Here is a 20,347-nt window from a genome sequence, read left to right as displayed (position 1 = left end):
CCCTTATCTAGGTAGTTCGATTTGTTTGTTATCGCGAGATTCTTTGTACAGGATGATTGTGTTACCGATGAGTTGTACAAGCTCACTTCCCGTTTCACGGGCAACTTCTTCTGCCATCTCTTTTCTGTCCTCGTCATTGTTGTTCAATACTTGCACTTTCATCAATTCGCGCTTCTCAATCGCATCTTCGATGTGACGGAACAGGTGCTCATTGGTTCCACCTTTACCAATCTGAAATACAGGGGTCAGGTGATGTGCCTGTGACCGCAAAAAGCGCTTTTGTTTACCGTTTAACATGAATACTCCATACTCCTTATGTTGAGCAGGCCCTGATCGACAACGCAAAAACTGTCCGGACCTGACCATTCAATTATTATTTTCACACTTCAAAACTGTTTAGTACTGCTCGTCTCATCGTCTCCACAGGAGCCGGAATGCCAAGCCAATGTTCAAAGGCCACTGCGCCCTGGTATACAAACATCCCCAGACCACCGTGAACCGTACATCCGCGCATCCGTGACTCCCGAAGCAGACGGGTCTCCAGCGGATTGTAGATCAGATCACTCACCGCTGCTCCTTCACGGATCAGTGCAGGATCAACCGGTACGTCATCAACATGTGGGTGCATTCCGGCAGCCGTTGTGTTAATCACGATATCAGCCGTAGCCAGTACCGTTGCAGCGTCTTCCATACCACTGCCCGAGATTTCTCCCAAGCCATGGCCTCGTAAATCAGAAGCAAGTGCAATAGCCCTGTCCGCTGTACGGTTCAGAATGTGGATGCGTTCAGGCTTCTCCAATGCAAGTGCGTATATAACGCCTCTCGCCGCTCCTCCTGCTCCCAGGACAGCAATACGTTTGCCCGCAAGCTCCGGCACAGCCTCTTCCTTCAGCGATCGGACATAACCAATACCATCCGTATTGTACCCTGTCAGTGTTCCACCTTCATTAACGATGGTATTCACCGCACCAATCAGGCGAGCACTTTCATCGATCACATCCAGATACTGCATCACCTGCTCTTTGTGCGGGATGGTGACATTAACACCACGATAGCCCAGTGCCACAATTCCCCGAACTGCCGCCTCCAGTTGATCCGGATGAACATGCAGTGGCATATACATTCCATTCACTTCTGCAGCCTGCAGAGCCGCATTGTGCATTGCCGGAGACTTGGAGTGAGCAATCGGATCACCCATAACACCAAGCAACACGGGAAGTGAAGAGTTGAATTTGTTCTGCTCAGACATAGGTCCGCCTCCGATCCATCTGATGTACAGATTCTGAGAATTTACTAGATCAAGGATGAGCGGATCTGTACACGAATGCCTTTTGGAGCATGAACAGCAACCAGCGCTCCAATATCGCCATTAACCTTAATCCAGCCCAGACCCGAGATGAATACATCCGATTGACTGCCGCGTTTGATGCGGAATTCATGTCTAGTCCATTCAGCCATCTCTGCTGCATCCTCACGGGTTGGCGGAGACAACAATTCTCCCAGATGGTCGCGGTACAGATCATCTGCACGCTCCAGCTTTGTCCGGTGAATATCAAGCGCAGTGCTAATAAAACAAGTGAACGACTGGCGATCACCTTCCACAAAGTCAAATCGAGCCATGCCGCCGAAGAACAGCGTCTGACCGGAATTCAGCTGATACACAGCCGGTTTAAGCGGTTTTTCCGGCATGATGGCAGCGAGATCCTTACGTGAAACAATCTCGCTGAAACGCCATGGATACACGATTCCAGGCGTATCAATAATATATTTTCCATCATCCAGCGGAATGTTCACCATATCCAGCGTTGTTCCCGGATAACGGGATGTGGTCAGTTCCTGCTCCAGATCGCTGTAATCACGGATCAGACGGTTAATCAGTGTGGATTTGCCCACATTGGTACCGCCAACCACGTACACGTCACGATCTTCGCGATACGTTCCTACAAGCTCAAGCAGTCGGTCGAAGCCCTGATTTTGCTTTGCACTGCACAAGACGACATCCACGGTACGCAAACCCTGTTCTTTGGCTTGCTTCTGTACCCAGTTGCGAACCTTGTTCCAGTTGGTTACTTTTGGAAGCAAGTCCGTTTTGTTCACAGCAAGCAATACCGGATTGTTGCCTACAAAACGTTGCAGACCGGAGATAATGCTGCCATCAAAGTCAAACAAATCAACGATATGGATGACAAGTGCATCCTTATCCCCGATTTTGCTAAGCAGCGCCAGGAATTCGTCCTGATCCACCGTAACGGATGATGACTCATTGTAGTTTTTGATGCGGAAACAGCGCTGGCATATAACCGGTTCACGATCCAGTGCCTTCTCGGGGATAAACCCTGGTAATTCCGAATTTTCTGTTTGCAGATGCACGCCGCATCCGCTGCACCTTACGGCAAGATTGCCGTTATGCGGTTCTGTCATTTCTTCTTTTCCTCCTCAAGCCATAAGCCTTTCCTGCGTAAACTCGTTAGAGCAATCCGTTCCACGCGTCGATTGAAGCGGGTCATAAAACCTTCGTCCCCAATGGAGATTGGCAGTACCAGAACGGTATATAACCCCATTCGGTTCCCTCCATAAACGTCCGTAAGCATCTGATCGCCTACTACAATCGTGTTTTCAGGAGATAACTCCATCATTTTCATTGCTCTACGAAACGGTACATTCGATGGTTTGCGTGCACTATGCACAAACTGGATATCCAGCGGGGTCGCAAACAGGGATACACGATTCAAATTGTTATTGGACACAATCATCAGCTTGAAACCTGCCTCTTTCACACGTGCAAACCATTCAATCAGTTCGGGCGTAGCGTCAGGGGCTTTGGCTCCAACGAGTGTGTTATCCAGATCAGTTATAATTCCACGGTAGCCTTGAGCGTACAGCTCTTCCAGATTAATGTCAAAAACCGTGTCTACACGCAGCTTGGGCATTAACATTTTAAACAAAGAAGTCACCTCAGTTTCATACGACACACTATATCACAAATCCGTCTTTCCTGAAAATGCATACAGCGCCTGATGGCATAGGAAAAAAGGAAAAACGGGACGGGCAACAACTATGCCCGTTCCGCTTTCAGTTCCTTCCGCAGCTTCAAGGCGGTCTGATAGACGCCCTTCCAGTCGTCGGCAGTTACGGACGCCGGACTGTAACGAGTCTGTTCAAACTTCGTGAGAAGCTCATGCAACGTCGCTTCTGCAGCAGGTTTTGCCTGGCTCCAGCGGGCTACCGATTCACGAAGTGTCTCGTCTCCGCTCCGGGTCAATCCTTTGCGTTTCACATACTGAATCCAACGCTCGGTCTCTGCCACTACCTTCTGTTCAGGGGTGAGCGGTCCACCTGTCCGTAGACGAAGCAGGAAGAATCGCATGGAGAAACGATTACGCCAGAACATATAGGCTACCCACAATACAATAATGGCTCCTGCAGCCCAGATAACAAAAGTCGGGATGGCAGACGATGTCTGCTCAGGTGCAGGGGTCTGCTCTTCCTCTTGTACCGGCTCCTCTTCTGGCTCTTCTTCTGGCTCATCTACAGGCTGTACATCAGGCTGTTCCGTCAGCAGCGGCATATCAAAGCCCGGCGTTGCTTCAACAGGAATCCATCCATACTCACCAAAGTAAACCTCTGCCCAGGAGTGTGCATCTGCGTTGGTAACGGTGTAGGTCGTCTCAATCTCCGCGCCAGGTTGACGTGGAGCCTGCATGTCCGAATTCAGGGACAATTGTCCAGGCGCATAACCTTTAACCCATCTTGCAGGAATGCCCTCCGAGCGCGCCATCATCACCAGCGCAGTGGAGAAGTAATCACAGTAGCCTTCCATAATATCGAACAGGAAACCTTCCACAAAGTCGCTGCTTACTTTTCGAGATAAATCCGGATTGTTCGTGTATTCAAAATTAGTTTGTAAATAGTTTTGCAGTAATGCCACTTTTTCATACGGAGTATTCGCAGATGCTGTTATCTCGGCTGCCAGATCCGATACCCGGTCAGGGAAACGGGAAGGTAACTGCAAGTACATATCGTCTGCCGGATTACTGTTATACAGATCTTCAAATGACTTCGTACGAAGCTCATCTTCCACAATCACAGGGGCTTCCGATACGATAGTATATGTCTTGGGATACTGTGGTTGCTGACGGTCTGTCACCACATGCAGTTCAGCCTGTTCGGCATTCCACAACATCCGTTCCGTTCGGTCTTCACCATTAATCGAGCTAACTTCCGAGATCGAATAAGCACCAAAGAGAATCGGATAGACATTGTCATTCAGCATCGTTACGTTCTGAGTCACTTGTTTGGTATTCACATTACCGGATTCTTGGTTCTCCAGAGGCTGCCCAGCTTCAACATTCTCTGTTGCACCCCGTCCACGGTCATCCCAGCCTGTGCCTGTATACTCTGCACGTGTCTCACCACGCCAGTAACTGCGCTCATTGGTCGTGACAGACATGACAGGGGTATAGTCGAAGTTAAAACCTCCACCAAGCTGATTGTCTTCCCTGCTGTATCCCGATTCGGTAGCCGCGGGAATATCAAGGTTTCCGTTACCTGCCTGACTTGTGGAAGTTCCGGTATAGTTACGCCATGCCGTATAGGGGTCCGTCAAGGTGGGTGGAATCTCCGGCATATTGACGCTGGCTACAATAATCAAAGAAAAGATAATGGCAATATTGGCCAGGACTTTATAAGGATACCGGATGATTCGTTTCCAACCTTGTGGATACTGTAGCTGATAGTTACGGAAATGCTGACATACGAGCCATCCCATCCCCGCAAACATCACCCACGCGATTTCAATCCAGAGTGGAATCTGGGTGAAAGAATCGAGAATCCCCATCGAAATGATGTTAACACCCAGAAAAACAAGAATACGACGTGTTGTGGTCACGAGTCGAAGCGCAGCTTCAAGCATCACCCATGCACACAGGGAGAACCAGATGTACGGCGTCATGTGTAATATGAATTGCTCCGCTCGGTCCGTTAAAGAGCCATAAGGGATGTACACGGTGTAATCAATCAGCGTTTTATGCAAAATGTAACCAACAACGACCGCCTTGATGATCGCCCGATACATTGTTTTAAAGGGCAGAATGACCTCCAGCACACTGACTGCTGCAAGTGTCCATAACACCAGAGAAGTGGTCTCCGTGTACCACGATTCCTGCGTAAATGAAATCCACTGCATTCCAATCAGGAAAATCCAGAGCAATGACGCTGCATGATACCAGGATCGTTTGCCCGCAATACTTTCATTTCCTTTTGAACTCATACAGAACCTCCCCCCATCACCGTTGGAAGCTCCTGCAAGTGAGAAACAGTGAATGACCTCGTGCCTCTTCCACGCAACATGGCATTCCACTCGGCACTTCGGCGGGATTCACTGGTATCGATCAGAATATGACATGGAGTCATGCCCCGCGTATCGGCCCAGCGCAACAGTTCCATTATTTTTTCATCCTTCTGGGGAGAAATCACGACAAAGTAAGCTCCCTGAGGCAGTTGACGTGCGATCCTTTCCACGCCGGGCAACAGATGGGTATCCTGACCGTTATATTGAATATCCACCAGATGATGCATCATCTTCTGTCGTTCCATCAGACTTTCACTGGGGGCCATGAAGGATGTCTGGTCTGACAATGTCAATAACCCCATCCCCATTCGTTCCCTGACACCATACTCCAGCAGAGAGGCAGCCGTGGAAACGGCAATTTCAAATGCATCCCCATGTTCATAACTTGATGCCAGCGCATCCAATACCAGAATGGTTTTGGGCACAGACTCATGTTCAAACTCCTTGGACTTCCAGTTCCCTGTTTTTGCCGTTGCATTCCAGTGAATGCGGGAAAGTCGATCTCCGTATACGTAGTCACGTACACCATTGATCTGAGTGGTCTCTCTCCGTGAGCGGGTTAACGCCGTCTGAGGACCGGATAACCGTGATTTGCGGTCGTAGAGCTGCCAATATGGAATAAATACCGTTCTTGGCAGTACGCGAAACTCACCTTTGGCCTTAAACTTTCCCCGATGTTCAATCAGTCCAAATATGTCCTCGCTGGCACATTCCGTTTCTGAAAAAACATACTTCCCACGCTCAAGTGGCGGTGTCTGAAAAGACAACTCGCCATTACCTCTCATATTGGGAATCAAACTTTCCTTGAACGACCACGATTCTCCGTTATGCCGATGCAGCATTTCACGCACAACAACATAGGGAAGCGGGAGGAATCCCGGAATAGTCAAACTCAGCTGTACTTGAACCTGGTCACCCGCATGCAGCAATTCTTCGTGGTCTGGACCAGAAGATAACCTACGAACTCCTTGAGCACGTCTTACCCCGCTAAATCCAGCAATGGCAAGGTACACACAGAGCAGGGTCACCATCGACAGCAGCATAAGGGATGTCTTCCCGCCCTGAAACAAAACATAAGCCAGACAGCACATCCACACCATTGCGATGCTCCATACGCGTGGGTGGCGTAACCCTCTATTGACTGTTCTCAAAAGCGGCTTCATGAACTATTGCCCCATGGAGACGGGCACGCGTACTTGCTGGAGTACGGCATTCAAAACGGCCTCGGAACTCATACTGTCCAGTCTCGATTCGGGACGAAGCACAATACGATGAGAGATCACATAAGGGGCCATCGTTTTCACATCATCCGGAAGCACATAATCACGTTCCTGTAAGAAAGCAAAGGCTTTTACGGCCATCATGAACGATATGGCTGCCCGTGGGCTGGCACCCAGCAATACAGATGGGTGGGAGCGGGTTTGGCGAACAACATCAAGCAGATAGTCCATAACCGGATCACCGATAAAGACCTCTTTAATCTCCTGCTGGATTGCCGAGATCTGGTCCATATGAGTCACGGATTCAAGGCGATCTACAGGCTGACCGAGCTGATGCTGTTTCAATAAAATTTTCTCAATTTCCTTATCGGGATAACCTAGACTTATTTTCAACATAAACCGGTCCAGTTGTGCTTCCGGCAACGTATACGTACCTTCAAAATCAATCGGATTCTGAGTTGCACAGAGCATGAATGGATGTGGCAGATCATACGTATCGCCATCAACGGTTACGCTGCGCTCCTCCATCACTTCGAGCAGAGCCGATTGGGTTTTTGTTGTGGCCCGGTTAATCTCATCAGCCAGCAAAATGTTGGTCATCACAGGACCTGGCCGGAAATAAAAACGCTCATCCTTCGGATGGAACACAGATACGCCCGTAATATCACTAGGTAAAATATCAGGATTACATTGAATACGCCGGTACTCACCACGCATGGATTTCGATAATGCCTTGATTAATTGCGTTTTGCCAGTTCCCGGTACGTCTTCAATCAGAACGTGCCCGCCTGCAAGCAAAGCTGTAAGTAAAAGTTGAATTTCAAAGGATTTCCCCATAATACAGGATTCCAGATTTGAACGAACTGCGGATATGATTTGGATCGACTCTTTGCGCACAGGCATGTGGTCTAACCTCCTAAAAAAGCATACAGATTTCCTTTTATTGTACATGATCCAGAGTCACGAGTACACTCGAAGGAACTCACAATTTGTTTCCAGCCCGTCAGATTCACCGCAGTTCACGCATGAATACGACAAAAAGGCCCCGGATAAAAGTTATCCGGAGCCTCTGCTGAATCGCAATATGTTCAAGGAGATTTCTCATTCTATGTTAGCCTTTTGGTCTAACCACCAATGCCGCGAGAAAAGAAAAGATGATCGCTGACGATATTCCCGCTGCTGTCAGATCAAAGATCCCGGTAATAACTCCAATCCATCCCTCTTTCTCAAGTTCAGTCAATGCCCCATGTACCAAGGAGTTGCCAAAACTTGTGATGGGTACAGAAGCACCTGCTCCTGCAAACTTGACCAAAGGATCATAGAGACCGAGTGCATCAGCAACTGCCCCTGCCACAACTAGTGTACTCATGGTATGAGCTGGCGTCAGTTTAACCCCATCCATTAGAAGCTGTCCGACAACACAGATCAAACCGCCAACAATAAATGCCCACAAGAACTGCATTACCTTTATCCCTCCTTTTCAATAGCTACGGCATGTGCAATACAAGGAATACTTTCACCCTGCTGGTACGAAATCGGAGATAACAGCGCCCCCGTAGCAACGACGAGCACCCGTTTAAGATCACCCTTCTGCATCCGGTTCAAAATGTGACCATAGGTGACGGTGGCAGAACATCCGCAGCCACTTCCCCCGGCAACAACATAAGGCTGTTTCTCCCGATCATAGATCATCAGGCCGCAATCATTAAAAACCGTCTGTTCCATGGGAATGCCTTCTTTTTGCAAAAGCTCTTTCGTAATTGGCAGACCGACGGAAGCCAGATCCCCAGTCACAATGAGATCATAATAGCCGGGTTCCAATCCCGTATCCCTGAAATGAGAGATTATAGTGTCGGCTGCTGCTGGCGCCATGGCTGAACCCATATTAAAAGGATCTTTGATGCCCAAATCCATAATGCGTCCAATAGTGGCTTTGGTAACAACGGGACCATCACCAGTGCGGGAGACCACACCACACCCTGATCCTGTGACGGTATATTGCGCATAAGGCGGCTTCTGGGAGCCATACTCCGTCGGATACCGAAATTGTTTTTCAACCGTACAGTTGTGGCTCACCGTTCCTGCAAGGACATAATCTCCAGCTCCAGAGTCAACAATCATGGACGCTAACGCTAACGTTTCCATGGAAGTAGAACAGGCTCCAAAGACACCCAGGTAAGGCACACCCAGTTTTCGCGCTGAAAAGGAACTGCTGATAATCTGGTTCATCAGATCTCCACCAACAAAAAATTGAAGCTCTTCCTTGGTGATATTTGCATTTACCAAAGCCAGCTGAGAGGCCTGTTCGAGCAGTTTGCGTTCTCCCTTTTCCCACGTTTTCTCGCCGATCTCGAGGTTGTCGTAGACATAATCGAAATCAGATGACAGTGGACCCTCGCCTTCTTCTGGTCCTACAACTGCGGCTTTACCGATGATCCGCGGACGATTCTCAAACTGCCATGTCTGGCGACCCAATCGTTTCACAGGTGCCCACCTCCAAATCCCAAAAAGGCGTAAACAATCCCTACGACAAATGCTGCCACGACACCAAACACGATAACGGAACCAGCAAGTTTAAACATGTTGGCCCCTACACCGAGCACCAGTCCTTCAGCACGATGTTCCAGTGCAGCAGAACACATGGAATTGGCAAAGCCGGTAACCGGCACAGCAGTTCCTGCTCCTGCCCATTGAGCCATTTTATCGTAAACGCCGAGACACGTTAGAATAACCGATATGAGAATCATGACCGCCACCGTAGGACTGGAAGCTTCCTTCGATGTCATGTCGAAACCGGCCATAAAAGCCTCTTGAATGGCCTGTCCAATCAAACAGACGGTACCCCCAACCAGAAATGCTTTGAGGCAATTTTTCAGGATTGGACGAGGCGGCTCATGTTTTTTCGCGACTTTTTTGTACTCCTTTTCATCCATGGACAGGGACGATGATTTTTTTTCGCTTCCGGATGCAGATTGAGCTGGCAAGATACAAGACCTCCTCTATGTGAAAATGGTTCAAAGCTACGGCTGAATGCCAATGTGTGTAATCCTATATTCATTGTTTGTTAATAATCGGAAGGTTATGTATCCGGCGACAGACAGTATATGTTTCCAACAAGATCATGTTGTGGAAGCAAGATGGGAATACGCCGGTTCTGAGGACTTTTAGATACGTTCTATAAATAAAGAAGAACAATCACGAGCAAGATAAAAAGAACGATAAACAGTACTTTTTCCGTGCCCTCTTCTGGAGGCTTCATTGGATATATAGCTCCTTCCTATAAACAGACCAACAAATATTGAACAAAAAGAACATCACAAAATGATGACATCTCCTCCATATATTCATATTCATTGAAGTGGCATCAGGACTGCGACTACAGCGGATAGAGTCATGAAACTTGGACACGGTAAGCGCCCAAAACATGCCTTAAATACGTGACATAAACATGGACAATCACTTGCGCAAGGTTCATACTGTAATGTGACCAGTGGTTAAATAACAAGTCCTCAGCATATTAAAGTGCATGTTCAAAAAGATAAAAGACTTTTTGAACTACATCTTAAAAGGACAACAGGCGGGTAGCCGTTCTACTGTGACCTGAAATACATACCAACAGAGGAGTTGTTGACACATGAATGAAAAAACGATGGATATGTTCCGTACGTTGACGGAATTCCCTTCCGCATCCGGTTTTGAACGTGAGCTTCGCGGCTGGATGAAAGATAAGCTTTCCGCTTATACCGATGAGTTCGTCCAGGATCGCCTGGGGAGTCTATTTGGTGTATTACGCGGGGAGGAATCCGGTCCTAAAGTTATGGTAGCCGGACACTTTGACGAAGTTGGTTTCATGACTACAGGCATTACGGAAACGGGTATGGTCAAATTCCGTCCACTGGGTGGATGGTGGAGTCAGGCTGTACTGTCTCAGCGATTGGAAATCATCACACCGGATCGTCGCATTACCGGAGTTGTAGGTTCTACACCTACACACTTGCTGGACGAGTCCCAGCGGAACAAACCTGTTGATCTGAATTCCATGTATCTCGATATTGGGGCAGACAACCGTGCGGAAGCAGAATCCTGGGGCATTCATCCAGGGATGCAGATCGTGCCAATCTGTGAATTCACGCCGATGGCGAACCCGAAAAAAATCATGGCCAAAGCATGGGATAATCGTTACGGCGTAGGACTTGCACTTGAACTGGTTGAAGCGTTGCACAAGGAAAAACTGCCTAACACGCTTTACGCTGGTGCAACGGTTCAGGAAGAACTGGGGCTTCGCGGTGCACGTACGGCGGCCAATCTGATTCAGCCTGATATCTTCTTTGCACTTGACTGTAGCGCGGCGAATGATATGACAGGTGACAAACAGTCATTTGGACATATCGGAGAAGGCGCATTGCTTCGTATTTTTGACCCGGGTATGTTCACCCATCGTGGAATGGTGGAATATGTTCAAGATACGGCTTCATCCAATCAGATCAAAATGCAGTATTTCATCTCACCAGGTGGTACCGATGCAGGTCAAGTACACCTGAGTGGAATTGGTGTACCATCAACAGTTATTGGTATCTGCGCTCGTTATATCCACACCTCGTCTTCCATTATTCATACGGATGACTACGATGCGGCCAAAGAACTGATCGTGAAACTGGTCAAAGGTCTGGATCGGACAACAATGAATACCATTATTAATAACGCGTAACAGTTGACAAGAGACCTCCTAACTATTCGGGAGGTCTCTTTTTTATATCCACAACTATATGAATTGGACACATAGATTAATAGGCCGAACATTATAGGGAATTACACATAAGATACAATAACGGAAGATGAATTAAACACCAACCAGTGGGGGACCTGTTATGGCAGTGGGAAGGAACGGAAAATCAAATAAAGGTTCTAACAAAAAACCAAATGCTGCTAATACCCTCCTTAATGGAAGCCTTAAAGGGAAAAATCTCGAACTGATTGTAGCAGCGCTATTGGTGAGCGGAAAGTTGAGAGTGGATGCTGTCACGTTGTTTCGTGAGGCTACATTGGTTGTAGAATTGGTTGGTCAATATAAAACACTTCAAAAGGTCACACCCTCCAATTCAGACAAACTGGTACAATTCCTGGATGAAACTGGCGGCGATATGACGCTTAATGATGTTATACAGGCATTTCAACAGAGAATTAATTCTTAGTGGCCAAGAAATGAGGTGGATGTCATGTCCGAGTTTGACGGAATCGGATTTGCCGAGCTATTAATTGTGCTTATTCTTGTTGTTTTATTTGCATTTGGCTCTTCTGATCTTGACGGTTTATCAAGCACGCCAACAACGAGTTGACCCCCATAATCCTCTCATGGCTTACAGGTAAAAGAACAAAAAAATGAAATACCAGTCCTTAGACAGGACTGGTATTTGGTCATTACAGAAATAGCGGCGAGAATGCAATCCAGGCCAAAATAAGGGTAAGCACAATGCAGACATTCTCTACAACGGCCCCACGCTTGGTCCCTGTACTCATCAGATTCACCCGTATGCGCCACTTGAGCGGTGGTAACGGACGAATCCCCCGATTGGTTAGTGAATCGGCCAACAGATGCATCGCATATGCCGTGCCTCCCGCTACCCAGATCTCCGGTCCCTGCTGCTGGGTCGTGCTGTAAAGTAAGCCGGCCCATATTGCAGTTCCATATAAGGTATGCGTCAATCCCCTATGAGTTAGCGTGGTGCACAGCATAAGCAGGCTACCTGCAATCAGATTCCACGGGGCAAATGCGTGACCGTAGAACACCAGCCCGAGTCCAATCGCAAACATCAACACTTTGCGAAGCGACCGCGAAGGCAGGAATGACACGAGCGCAATGAGGATCGCAAGCAACAGGTTCCATGGTTTAGCATGAACATAGAAGTACACAAATACAGCTGTGGGCAACAGAATCGTCTGTAACAACCTGATCAGACTGTTAGGCAAGGCTCTGGATACCAGCAGCGAATTTGGCTCATCAATGTCAGGCAATAACGAACCAATCAGTGCAACCGTAACTGCCGGCGCTGTCACTGGCATACCGGCCAACTGCAGAACAGAAAGTGACACGCCTGTCCCGATAATAAGGTGGGATCTTCCCATCATGATGCAAAAACGTCCTTTCGAAGAAATCGGGAACAATACGGCCCAGTTCCGATTTTACAACGAAAACAAAATAAGAACAATAGTTCGCATTTCTTATTTGTATGAAAATAAATATAAATTTCTGTGATGGGGCTCACACTATTATATTTATGACTCTTCTATCTTTATTAGTGAATTAAATCACATAAACTGTCGTCAACTACTTGTATAATTTCAAATATAAACCACTAAAATTGTTGGTAATGTACAGCGTCTATCCAAGGAGGCATACACACATGAACGGAAAAAAAGAGAAACTCGTTATCATAGGTAACGGAATGGCAGGAATCAGTACCGTTGAGCAAATTTTAAAATTAACTACGCGATTTGATATTACTGTTTTTGGCACAGAGCCCTACCCTAACTACAACCGCATTATGTTGTCCTATGTATTGGAAGGAAGCAAAACACTGGATGACATCGTACTGAATGATCTCCACTGGTATCAGGATTATGGTATTACCCTCCATACAGGAACAACCGTAACCCGAATTGATTCGGATACCCATGAAGTTGTGACTGAAGATGGAACTCGCGTTCCTTATGACAAAATCATCATTGCGACTGGCTCCAATTCCTTTATTCTCCCAGTACCTGGACATGACAAAGAAGGTGTTGTCGGTTTCCGTGATATCGCCGATTGCAATGTCATGCTCGATGCCGCTAAACAGTACAAAAGAGCGGCCGTTATCGGGGGCGGACTGCTAGGCCTTGAAGCTGCCAAAGGTTTGGTACAACTTGGCATGGAAGTTACCGTAGTGCACTTGATGCAGGATCTGATGGAGCGTCAGCTTGATCCACAAGCTTCAGCCATGTTGAAAGCAGAACTCGAACGTCAGGGTATCCGGTTCAAGATGGGTGCGCAGACTTCCGAACTGCTGGGCGGCGAACGCGTTGAAGGGATACGTTTTGCAGATGATACGGTTCTGAATGTTGATTTTGTGGTCATGGCTGTAGGCATCAAACCCAATACGGCTGTAGCCCGCGAAAGCGGTATGGAAGTGAACCGGGGTATTGTCGTGAATGACTATATGCAGACTTCACTTGAGAATGTGTACTCGGTCGGGGAATGTACAGAGCACCGCGGGGTATGTTACGGCCTCGTTGCCCCATTGTTCGAGCAAGGTATGATTCTGGCGAAACATATCTGCGGGGTTGAAACGGCTCCGTATGAAGGTTCCGTAGTATCCACGAAATTGAAAATTTCGGGTGTGGACGTGTTTTCAACTGGTGAATTCATCGACAGCCCAGAGCACACCGTCATTTCGCACAAAGATGACTGGAAACGGACTTACAAAAAAATTCTGCTTCGTGATAATAAAATGGTCGGCGCTGTTCTCTTCGGTGACATTACGGATTCTGCCGAATTGCAGAAACTGATTAAAAATCAAACCGAAATGACCGAAGAATTGTATGGCTCACTCATGGGTACAGGCTGCGGCGGTCATAAGAAAGCAACCTCTGTTGAAACGATGCCCGAGGACGAGATCGTCTGTGGATGTAACGGGGTAACCAAAGGAACCATTGTTGATGTCATTACAAACCAGGGCCTTACCACTGTAGATGAAATCAAAGCTTGTACCGGTGCAACCCGCTCTTGTGGTGGGTGTAAACCAGTTGTGGAACAGATTCTGCAATATGTACTTGGTGACAGTTTCAGTACTGGAGCCAAACAGGGCATCTGCGGATGTACTTCCATGGGACGGGATGAGATTGTAGCCGAGATTCGTGCAAAAGGATTACAAACGACCAAAGAGGTCATGAATGTACTGGGTTGGAGTCAACCTGAAGGTTGTTCCAAATGTCGTCCGGCGATCAACTACTACCTTGGCATGATTGCACCAGACACACACGAAGATGAGAAAGAATCCCGTTTTGTTAACGAACGGATGAACGCAAATATTCAAAAGGATGGAACGTATACGGTTGTACCTCGGATGTATGGCGGGGTGACTACACCAGCGGACCTCAAACGTATCGCTGACGTTTCAGTCAAATATGATGTGAAAGCAGTCAAAGTGACTGGCGGTCAGCGTCTCGACTTGATTGGTGTCAAAAAAGAAGATCTGACCAAAGTCTGGGCTGAACTGGATATGCCTTCAGGTTATGCATACGCCAAATCGCTGCGTACGGTCAAAACATGTGTCGGCTCCCAATTCTGCCGATTCGGTACACAGGATTCCATGGCTATGGGCGCTCGCATTGAACGAAAATTCGAACGTCTGGATCTGCCAGCCAAGTTTAAATATGCTGTCAACGGTTGTCCGCGAAACTGTGCAGAGGCATGTACCAAAGATATCGGTATCGTTGGTAACGACGGAGGCTGGGAAATCTTCATCGGTGGTAACGGCGGTATTAAAGCTAGACTGGCTGATTCCTTATGCAAAGTGAAAACGGATGACGAGTTGATTGAACTGTGCGGAGCCATCATGCAATATTATCGCGAGACAGGTAACTATCTGGAACGGACGTCCGAGTGGGTGGAACGCATGGGTCTGGAGCATATTCGTTCGGTTGTCGTGGATAACCTGGAGGAACGCAAATCGTTGATGCAACGAATTGAATTTGCACTTGAGCATGTTGAAGAACCTTGGCAAAAAGCGATTCGCAATAAAGAAGGCCAAAGCAAAATGTTCCATGGTATCGAAGTATCGGCTCGTCCATAAGTAAGCTCGCAAGATTAATGCTGCCGGAATGTTAAATATAGATAAGGAGTGGTTTAAGATGACGACAAAACAATCAGGCACCTACTTCCCTGCCGGAGTAGTTGAAGAATTCCTGCCACGAATCGGAAGAGTAGTTGAAATTAAGGATCATCAGCTTGCTGTCTTTCGTGCATCGGATGGTACCATCTTCGCTGCAGATAATCACAACCCCCACCCTAAAGGTGGACCGCTGGCTGAAGGCATCGTGTCCGGGCATTATCTGTACGATCCGCTGTATGATTGGAAAATCGACCTGACTACCGGTCTTGTGCAAGCACCGGACAACGGTCAAGTACAGATGTATCCGGTGAAGGTAGAGAACGGCCAGGTCTGGATTGAAATATAGCTCCATTGAAACGTTCAAAGATTGATGCAAAATAATGGGGGAAACCGTGATGTATACACCAAGTGTTGAGGGAATTATTGAAGCTGCGGTTAAAAAACGGGATCAAATGAACGCAAGCCTGCCACGTTATATGGTTGCTGCCTTAATGGCTGGTGCCTATGTAGGGCTTGGCATCGTTCTGATCTTCAGTATTGGTGCTCCGCTCCTTGCGGCACAGTCACCACTGCAAACCATGTTGATGGGCATGTCCTTCGGACTTGCCCTCACGCTGGTCATCTTTGCCGGATCGGAATTGTTTACAGGTAACAATATGTTCTTCACCATGAGTACGCTGGCTGGCCGAACCACAGTGAACGAAACGCTGAAGAACTGGGGGCTCGTCTTTGTTGGTAACCTGCTCGGCGCAATTCTATTAAGTCTACTCATTGTCGGTAGCGGTCTGTTCAAAACGGCCACACCGGAACATCTGCTGTTTGTCGTCTCTGCCAAAAAGATGGCGGCGCCCGTGTCTGAGTTGTTCTTCCGAGGCATTCTGTGTAACTGGCTCGTCTGTCTGGCGATCTGGATGGCAGCTCGCTCCAAAGAAGATATCGCCAAACTTGTTCTTATCTGGTGGTGTCTGTACGCATTTATCGCAAGTGGTTATGAGCACAGTGTTGCCAATATGACTTTGCTCTCTTTATCCTGGTTGCTGCCAAACCACCCGGATACAATCACGATGGCAGGTTGGTTCCATAACATGATTCCGGTAACGCTTGGTAATATCATCGGCGGTGCCCTCTTTGTTGGAATGGCGTACTGGTATACTTCTCCGGTACGTAAAAAATCATAATTTTTGATTTAACTGCACTTATGTAGCGCTAGAGCACAACATCTCCACACTGAAGCCACGATGGATGCCGAACTCACGTTCAATCACACATCGTGGCTTTTTATTGTTTGTCGTTAAGCTACTACCCTCTCGTACGTTTCCCTTTCACCCTCTCGTCCTTCTATAGAGAATTAAAACTTCATTTTACTTTTGTCGCTATACGCGTTAATCCACAGTTGACATAACTGGCGTATAGTCGATGGATACTCACACTTATATTCAACCAGCAAAGGATGAACGCTTATATGGGAATCCATACGTACTTCAGGTCACTGAATGATCTTGAACGTATTATTCGCACACCTGGCAAATTCAAATTCGAAGAACACAGCGTATCCGCCCATTCCTGGAAAGTCGTACAGTACGCCAAAACGCTCGCAGATATTGAGGAGCAACATGGAACCACAATCGATTGGAAGAAGTTATACGAAATTACCAGCAGTCATGATTATGGCGAAATCTTCATCGGTGATATCAAAACACCAGTCAAACATTATTCACTGGAGCTGCGTTCGATGCTGCAGAAGGTGGAAGAAGGTATGGTTGAACATTTTATTAATGAAAATATTCCTGAAGAGTTCCAGCCTATTTTCCGCAGACAGCTGCGTGAAGGCAAAGACCAATCGGTCGAAGGACTGATTCTCGAAGTCGCAGACAAGATGGATCAAGTATATGAAGCCTTTGCTGAGCTCCAACGTGGCAATACGGAGAAAGAATTTATCGTTATGTACCGTTATGCGTTGGTCAAAATCAAAAATATCGACCTCCACTGTGTGCAGTATTTCCTGGAACAGATTCTCCCCGACATGATCGATGAAGGTATCCGCTCCCCGTTTGATATTCGCAAAATAACCGAAGAAGCTCTGGCCCAGTAATCAGCTCAAGTCAACATGGTTCTCATCATCCATGGACAGGGCTTTTTTTCGTTCCTGCAATTGCAGTCGGTACTCGCTAGGGTACATGCCCGTTTTGTTTTTGAAAATCCGGCCGAAATAGTGGGAATCACTATACCCTACCGCTCCACCAATGGTCTTGATATCCATATTCTCGTGCGTGACGAGCATACGCTTCGCTTCATTAATCCGCAGACCTGTCATATATTTCAGCGGAGTCTCGCCCGTTACTTTCTTAAAACACTTTCCCAGATAGTCCACACTAAAATGCATCTGTCCTGCCATGTCCTGGAGTGTAATCTCATGCATGTAATTCTGCTTCAAATACAACTTAACGGCCTCTGCGATATCCTCCGGCTTCACCTGTTCATCCAGCACGGCACTGACATGGGCAAGCGAATCCACAGCGCTCCCAAGCTTCAATTCCATCGCATCCAGCAGTGTCCGAAGCTGTTCTTCCGATAATGGTTTGAGCAGATAATCCTCCACCTTGTAACTGATCGCCTGCCGCGCATATTCGAATTCATGATAACCACTCAGAATGACAATTTTCACATGCGGATAGGCAAAATACAGATGTTTGGCGAGTTCCAATCCATTCATTACCGGCATCTGTATATCCGTTACAACCAGATCAGGTACGGAATGTTCAATGAGCTGTAACGCTTCCTGACCGTTCCGCGCTTCACCAATCACCTCAAACCGGGTGTCCAACTCTCTGAATTTGCGTGAGACATTCCGGCGAATCAGGGCTTCATCTTCCACAATAATCGTTCTGTATTTGATTGTCATGGGTTCAGTCATGCTCCTTTCCAATGGAACCACCTATGGTAATCTGGACACCGCCGGAAGGCTTGTTCCTAATCTGCATGCGGGCTGCCGTGCCATACCATAATTTCAATCGGACCCATATATTCTTGAGTCCCATTCCGTTAATTTCAAGGTCAGGCATACGCTCCCACTCCTGTGATTGTTCGATGTAATGCATGATCTTGGCAAGTGCTTCGGGTTCCATGCCAGGCCCGTTGTCTTCCACGTGGATCTGCCAGGTCTGCTGTTCCGCATCCATATCTCCAGTAATATTCAGTTTCCATGGCGGGGTATCACCCAGTCCATATTTCATGGCATTTTCGAGTAGTGGTTGTACCATCAGCATCGGAACCTGGATAAGCTGCATCTCTTCCGGAATATGAAACTCGTAGTGTAGATCATCCTCAAACCTAATCTTCGTACACTCCAGATATCGCTCACAATAATCCAATTCTTGAGACAGTGGAACCCCACTCTTTCCCGGAGTAGAAATATAACGCAGCATAGACGCAATATTGGCGCAGAACGCGACAATCTGCTCATTCATGCTTTCTTCCGCCATGATGCTAATATTTGTGATGTTGTTATAGAGAAAATGCGGGTTCATCTGGGATTGCAGCGCCAGTAATCTCGCTTCTGTCTCCTGAGATTTCATCGCCAGCCTGTCCTGAAACGATTGCACAAGCTGTTGATTCAGCCGGATAAACGTATCATTTAGCTCATCCATCTCCCGGATAGAACCGGGATGCTCCAGCTTGAACAACTGACCGGAATCCTGACCCGATACCAGATCATTCTCACCCGTTTTCTGAATAATGCGCTGCAAGCGATGTAGCGGCAATGTAACCCGTTTGGAGATTAGATACGAGAGAACCAGAATCAGCATGAGAGTAGCTAACGTCGCACCGATAAACATCACAGCCATCCGGTTGAGACTCGCGAAAAGGGACTGTTTGGACTGCATGACAACAACGGTCCATCCTGTCTCCTGTGACGTCATGTACGTCATCATCTGTTTGGAATGATTCAACGGATCGGTGATCTCCTGCATCGTATCCGGTGGAAATGAAAGATTCTGAATCAAGTCCACATCATCGAAGTGGCTAGCTTGAGAAGCATCATCAACCGAAGAAAGTGGATACAACCGTGTATTTTGTTCATCCACTACATAGATCCGAAGATCATCGTTACTCGCCTGCAAATCATTCAAATGCTGGAACAGGGTTCCGGCATCCTGCAAAATCTCAACAACACCCTGGCTGACATAGTTGCCATCTTTGTACACCCGAGTAAGGGAAATGTAGGATTGATCTGATCTCCCCTCACCTGTTGGCATGGGCAAAGCTCCCCCCTCTAACAGTTGAATCACCCGCCAGCCGCTCCGCTCCCAGGTTTCCTTGTACCACGGTCGCTTAGTCAGATCCACAGACAGTTGACCGTTGAATGCACCCGCTCCCAGCATCTTGCCATTTACATCATAGATATTGGCCTGTTTGGCTGTATTGGAGCTGCTAATGATCGCGAGAATGACATCAATTAGTGTGGTTGTATCCTTATACAATGCCGGATCACTCGTCATTGTCTGCTCGCTATCCTCCGCTGGTGCCAAGTAGTGACTGAAGTGTTCTTTGACCAGATTGGAGTACACGATATTCATGGAGAAGTTGTTCATTTTCACCACTTCCTGATCCAGGTTACTGACGATTGACACCCCCAGTTGTCTCTGTTGTTCTTCACTTCGATGACGAATGTCACTTGCGAGAAAAACATACAGAAGCCCCGCCACAATCAGCGAAAAGATAATAAATACCGCAGAGTAATAGGCAAACAGACTTTGCTGAAGCGTTCCAAATCGATATCGCAATTCCCACACACCTCGTCCTATGATGATATCTGTCACACCATTCGAAAATGTCCACCCAACTGAACGCTTTTGTCTATTGAGCACATCCGCTGTTCACAGTAAAGTTATCCACATAAGAATACG

General features: G+C 47.4%; 19 protein-coding genes. 6 read left to right on the top strand and 13 right to left on the bottom strand.

Annotated features, from left to right (window positions below; translation table 11 throughout):
- Nucleotides 1–3: 3 nt before the first annotated feature.
- From yhbY to spoVAC, 10 genes are all read right to left on the bottom strand, one after another.
- Nucleotides 4–297: a ribosome assembly RNA-binding protein YhbY gene (yhbY, locus tag BLS69_RS02175; RefSeq protein ID WP_017687186.1), complete on the bottom strand. Its 294-nt coding sequence runs from the start codon at nt 295–297 to the stop codon at nt 4–6.
- A gap of 82 nt (nt 298–379) precedes the next feature.
- Entirely contained in the window at nt 380–1,249 is an 870-nt protein-coding gene (gene aroE, locus BLS69_RS02170; RefSeq protein ID WP_091028343.1) for a shikimate dehydrogenase, read from the bottom strand.
- Nucleotides 1,250–1,293: 44 nt separating this feature from the next.
- Entirely contained in the window at nt 1,294–2,421 is a 1,128-nt protein-coding gene (gene yqeH, locus BLS69_RS02165) for a ribosome biogenesis GTPase YqeH (RefSeq protein WP_091028341.1), read from the bottom strand.
- A complete protein-coding gene (locus BLS69_RS02160; RefSeq protein ID WP_036615148.1) occupies nt 2,418–2,945 on the bottom strand; it encodes a YqeG family HAD IIIA-type phosphatase in 528 nt (175 codons plus the stop codon). The genes yqeH and BLS69_RS02160 overlap by 4 nt, the downstream gene beginning before the upstream one ends.
- A 110-nt stretch (nt 2,946–3,055) precedes the next feature.
- Nucleotides 3,056–5,269 (bottom strand): DUF4129 domain-containing transglutaminase family protein, encoded by a 2,214-nt coding sequence (locus BLS69_RS02155; protein WP_091028338.1) that lies wholly within the window; start codon nt 5,267–5,269, stop codon nt 3,056–3,058.
- Nucleotides 5,266–6,513 carry a DUF58 domain-containing protein gene (locus BLS69_RS02150; RefSeq protein ID WP_176872547.1) on the bottom strand — a complete coding sequence of 416 codons (1,248 nt, stop codon included), beginning with the start codon at nt 6,511–6,513 and terminating at the stop codon, nt 5,266–5,268. The genes BLS69_RS02155 and BLS69_RS02150 overlap by 4 nt, the downstream gene beginning before the upstream one ends.
- Nucleotides 6,514–6,516: 3 nt before the next feature.
- Nucleotides 6,517–7,473, bottom strand: coding sequence for an AAA family ATPase (locus BLS69_RS02145; RefSeq protein ID WP_036615157.1), 957 nt, complete (start codon nt 7,471–7,473; stop codon nt 6,517–6,519).
- A gap of 208 nt (nt 7,474–7,681) precedes the next feature.
- Nucleotides 7,682–8,032, bottom strand: coding sequence for a stage V sporulation protein AE (spoVAE, locus tag BLS69_RS02140; RefSeq protein WP_091028336.1), 351 nt, complete (start codon nt 8,030–8,032; stop codon nt 7,682–7,684).
- Between the two features lie 5 nt (nt 8,033–8,037).
- Nucleotides 8,038–9,054 (bottom strand): stage V sporulation protein AD, encoded by a 1,017-nt coding sequence (spoVAD, locus tag BLS69_RS02135; protein ID WP_076214289.1) that lies wholly within the window; start codon nt 9,052–9,054, stop codon nt 8,038–8,040.
- Nucleotides 9,051–9,554: a stage V sporulation protein AC gene (gene spoVAC, locus BLS69_RS02130; RefSeq protein WP_036615164.1), complete on the bottom strand. Its 504-nt coding sequence runs from the start codon at nt 9,552–9,554 to the stop codon at nt 9,051–9,053. Before spoVAC ends, spoVAD begins: the two co-directional genes overlap by 4 nt.
- A 650-nt stretch (nt 9,555–10,204) precedes the next feature.
- Here spoVAC and BLS69_RS02125 point away from each other — a divergent pair.
- Together BLS69_RS02125 and BLS69_RS02120 are read left to right on the top strand one after the other, a co-directional pair.
- A complete protein-coding gene (locus BLS69_RS02125) occupies nt 10,205–11,278 on the top strand; it encodes a M42 family metallopeptidase (protein ID WP_074095923.1) in 1,074 nt (357 codons plus the stop codon).
- A gap of 160 nt (nt 11,279–11,438) precedes the next feature.
- On the top strand, nt 11,439–11,762 hold the full coding sequence (locus BLS69_RS02120; protein ID WP_074095924.1) for a hypothetical protein: 324 nt from the start codon (nt 11,439–11,441) through the stop codon (nt 11,760–11,762).
- Nucleotides 11,763–11,988: 226 nt separating this feature from the next.
- On the opposite strand, the gene BLS69_RS02115 is transcribed toward BLS69_RS02120, so the two are convergent.
- Entirely contained in the window at nt 11,989–12,696 is a 708-nt protein-coding gene (locus tag BLS69_RS02115) for a metal-dependent hydrolase (protein WP_036615169.1), read from the bottom strand.
- Between the two features lie 275 nt (nt 12,697–12,971).
- Here BLS69_RS02115 and nirB point away from each other — a divergent pair, with 275 nt between their 5' ends.
- The 4 genes from nirB (at nt 12,972) to BLS69_RS02095 (ending at nt 17,532) form a co-directional block, all read left to right on the top strand.
- On the top strand, nt 12,972–15,401 hold the full coding sequence (nirB, locus tag BLS69_RS02110) for a nitrite reductase large subunit NirB (RefSeq protein WP_091028334.1): 2,430 nt from the start codon (nt 12,972–12,974) through the stop codon (nt 15,399–15,401).
- Between the two features lie 58 nt (nt 15,402–15,459).
- Nucleotides 15,460–15,786, top strand: a complete 327-nt coding sequence (gene nirD / locus BLS69_RS02105) for a nitrite reductase small subunit NirD (RefSeq protein ID WP_091028331.1) — start codon at nt 15,460–15,462, stop codon at nt 15,784–15,786.
- Between the two features lie 49 nt (nt 15,787–15,835).
- On the top strand, nt 15,836–16,618 hold the full coding sequence (locus BLS69_RS02100) for a formate/nitrite transporter family protein (RefSeq protein ID WP_091028330.1): 783 nt from the start codon (nt 15,836–15,838) through the stop codon (nt 16,616–16,618).
- A 284-nt stretch (nt 16,619–16,902) separates the two neighbouring features.
- Complete coding sequence (locus tag BLS69_RS02095; protein WP_091028327.1) at nt 16,903–17,532, top strand: YfbR-like 5'-deoxynucleotidase; 630 nt, start codon at nt 16,903–16,905, stop codon at nt 17,530–17,532.
- Here BLS69_RS02095 and BLS69_RS02090 read toward each other — a convergent pair whose 3' ends face one another.
- Together BLS69_RS02090 and BLS69_RS02085 are read right to left on the bottom strand one after the other, a co-directional pair.
- Nucleotides 17,533–18,342 carry a response regulator transcription factor gene (locus tag BLS69_RS02090; RefSeq protein ID WP_091028324.1) on the bottom strand — a complete coding sequence of 270 codons (810 nt, stop codon included), beginning with the start codon at nt 18,340–18,342 and terminating at the stop codon, nt 17,533–17,535.
- A 4-nt stretch (nt 18,343–18,346) separates the two neighbouring features.
- Complete coding sequence (locus tag BLS69_RS02085) at nt 18,347–20,233, bottom strand: sensor histidine kinase (RefSeq protein ID WP_256332211.1); 1,887 nt, start codon at nt 20,231–20,233, stop codon at nt 18,347–18,349.
- Between the last annotated feature and the right edge of the window lie 114 nt (nt 20,234–20,347).

The organism is Paenibacillus sp. CF095, assembly GCF_900101225.1.
GTDB lineage: Bacteria > Bacillota > Bacilli > Paenibacillales > Paenibacillaceae > Paenibacillus.
The sequence above is the reverse complement of the archived record's forward strand: the minus strand, read 5'-3'. Positions and strand labels throughout refer to the sequence as shown.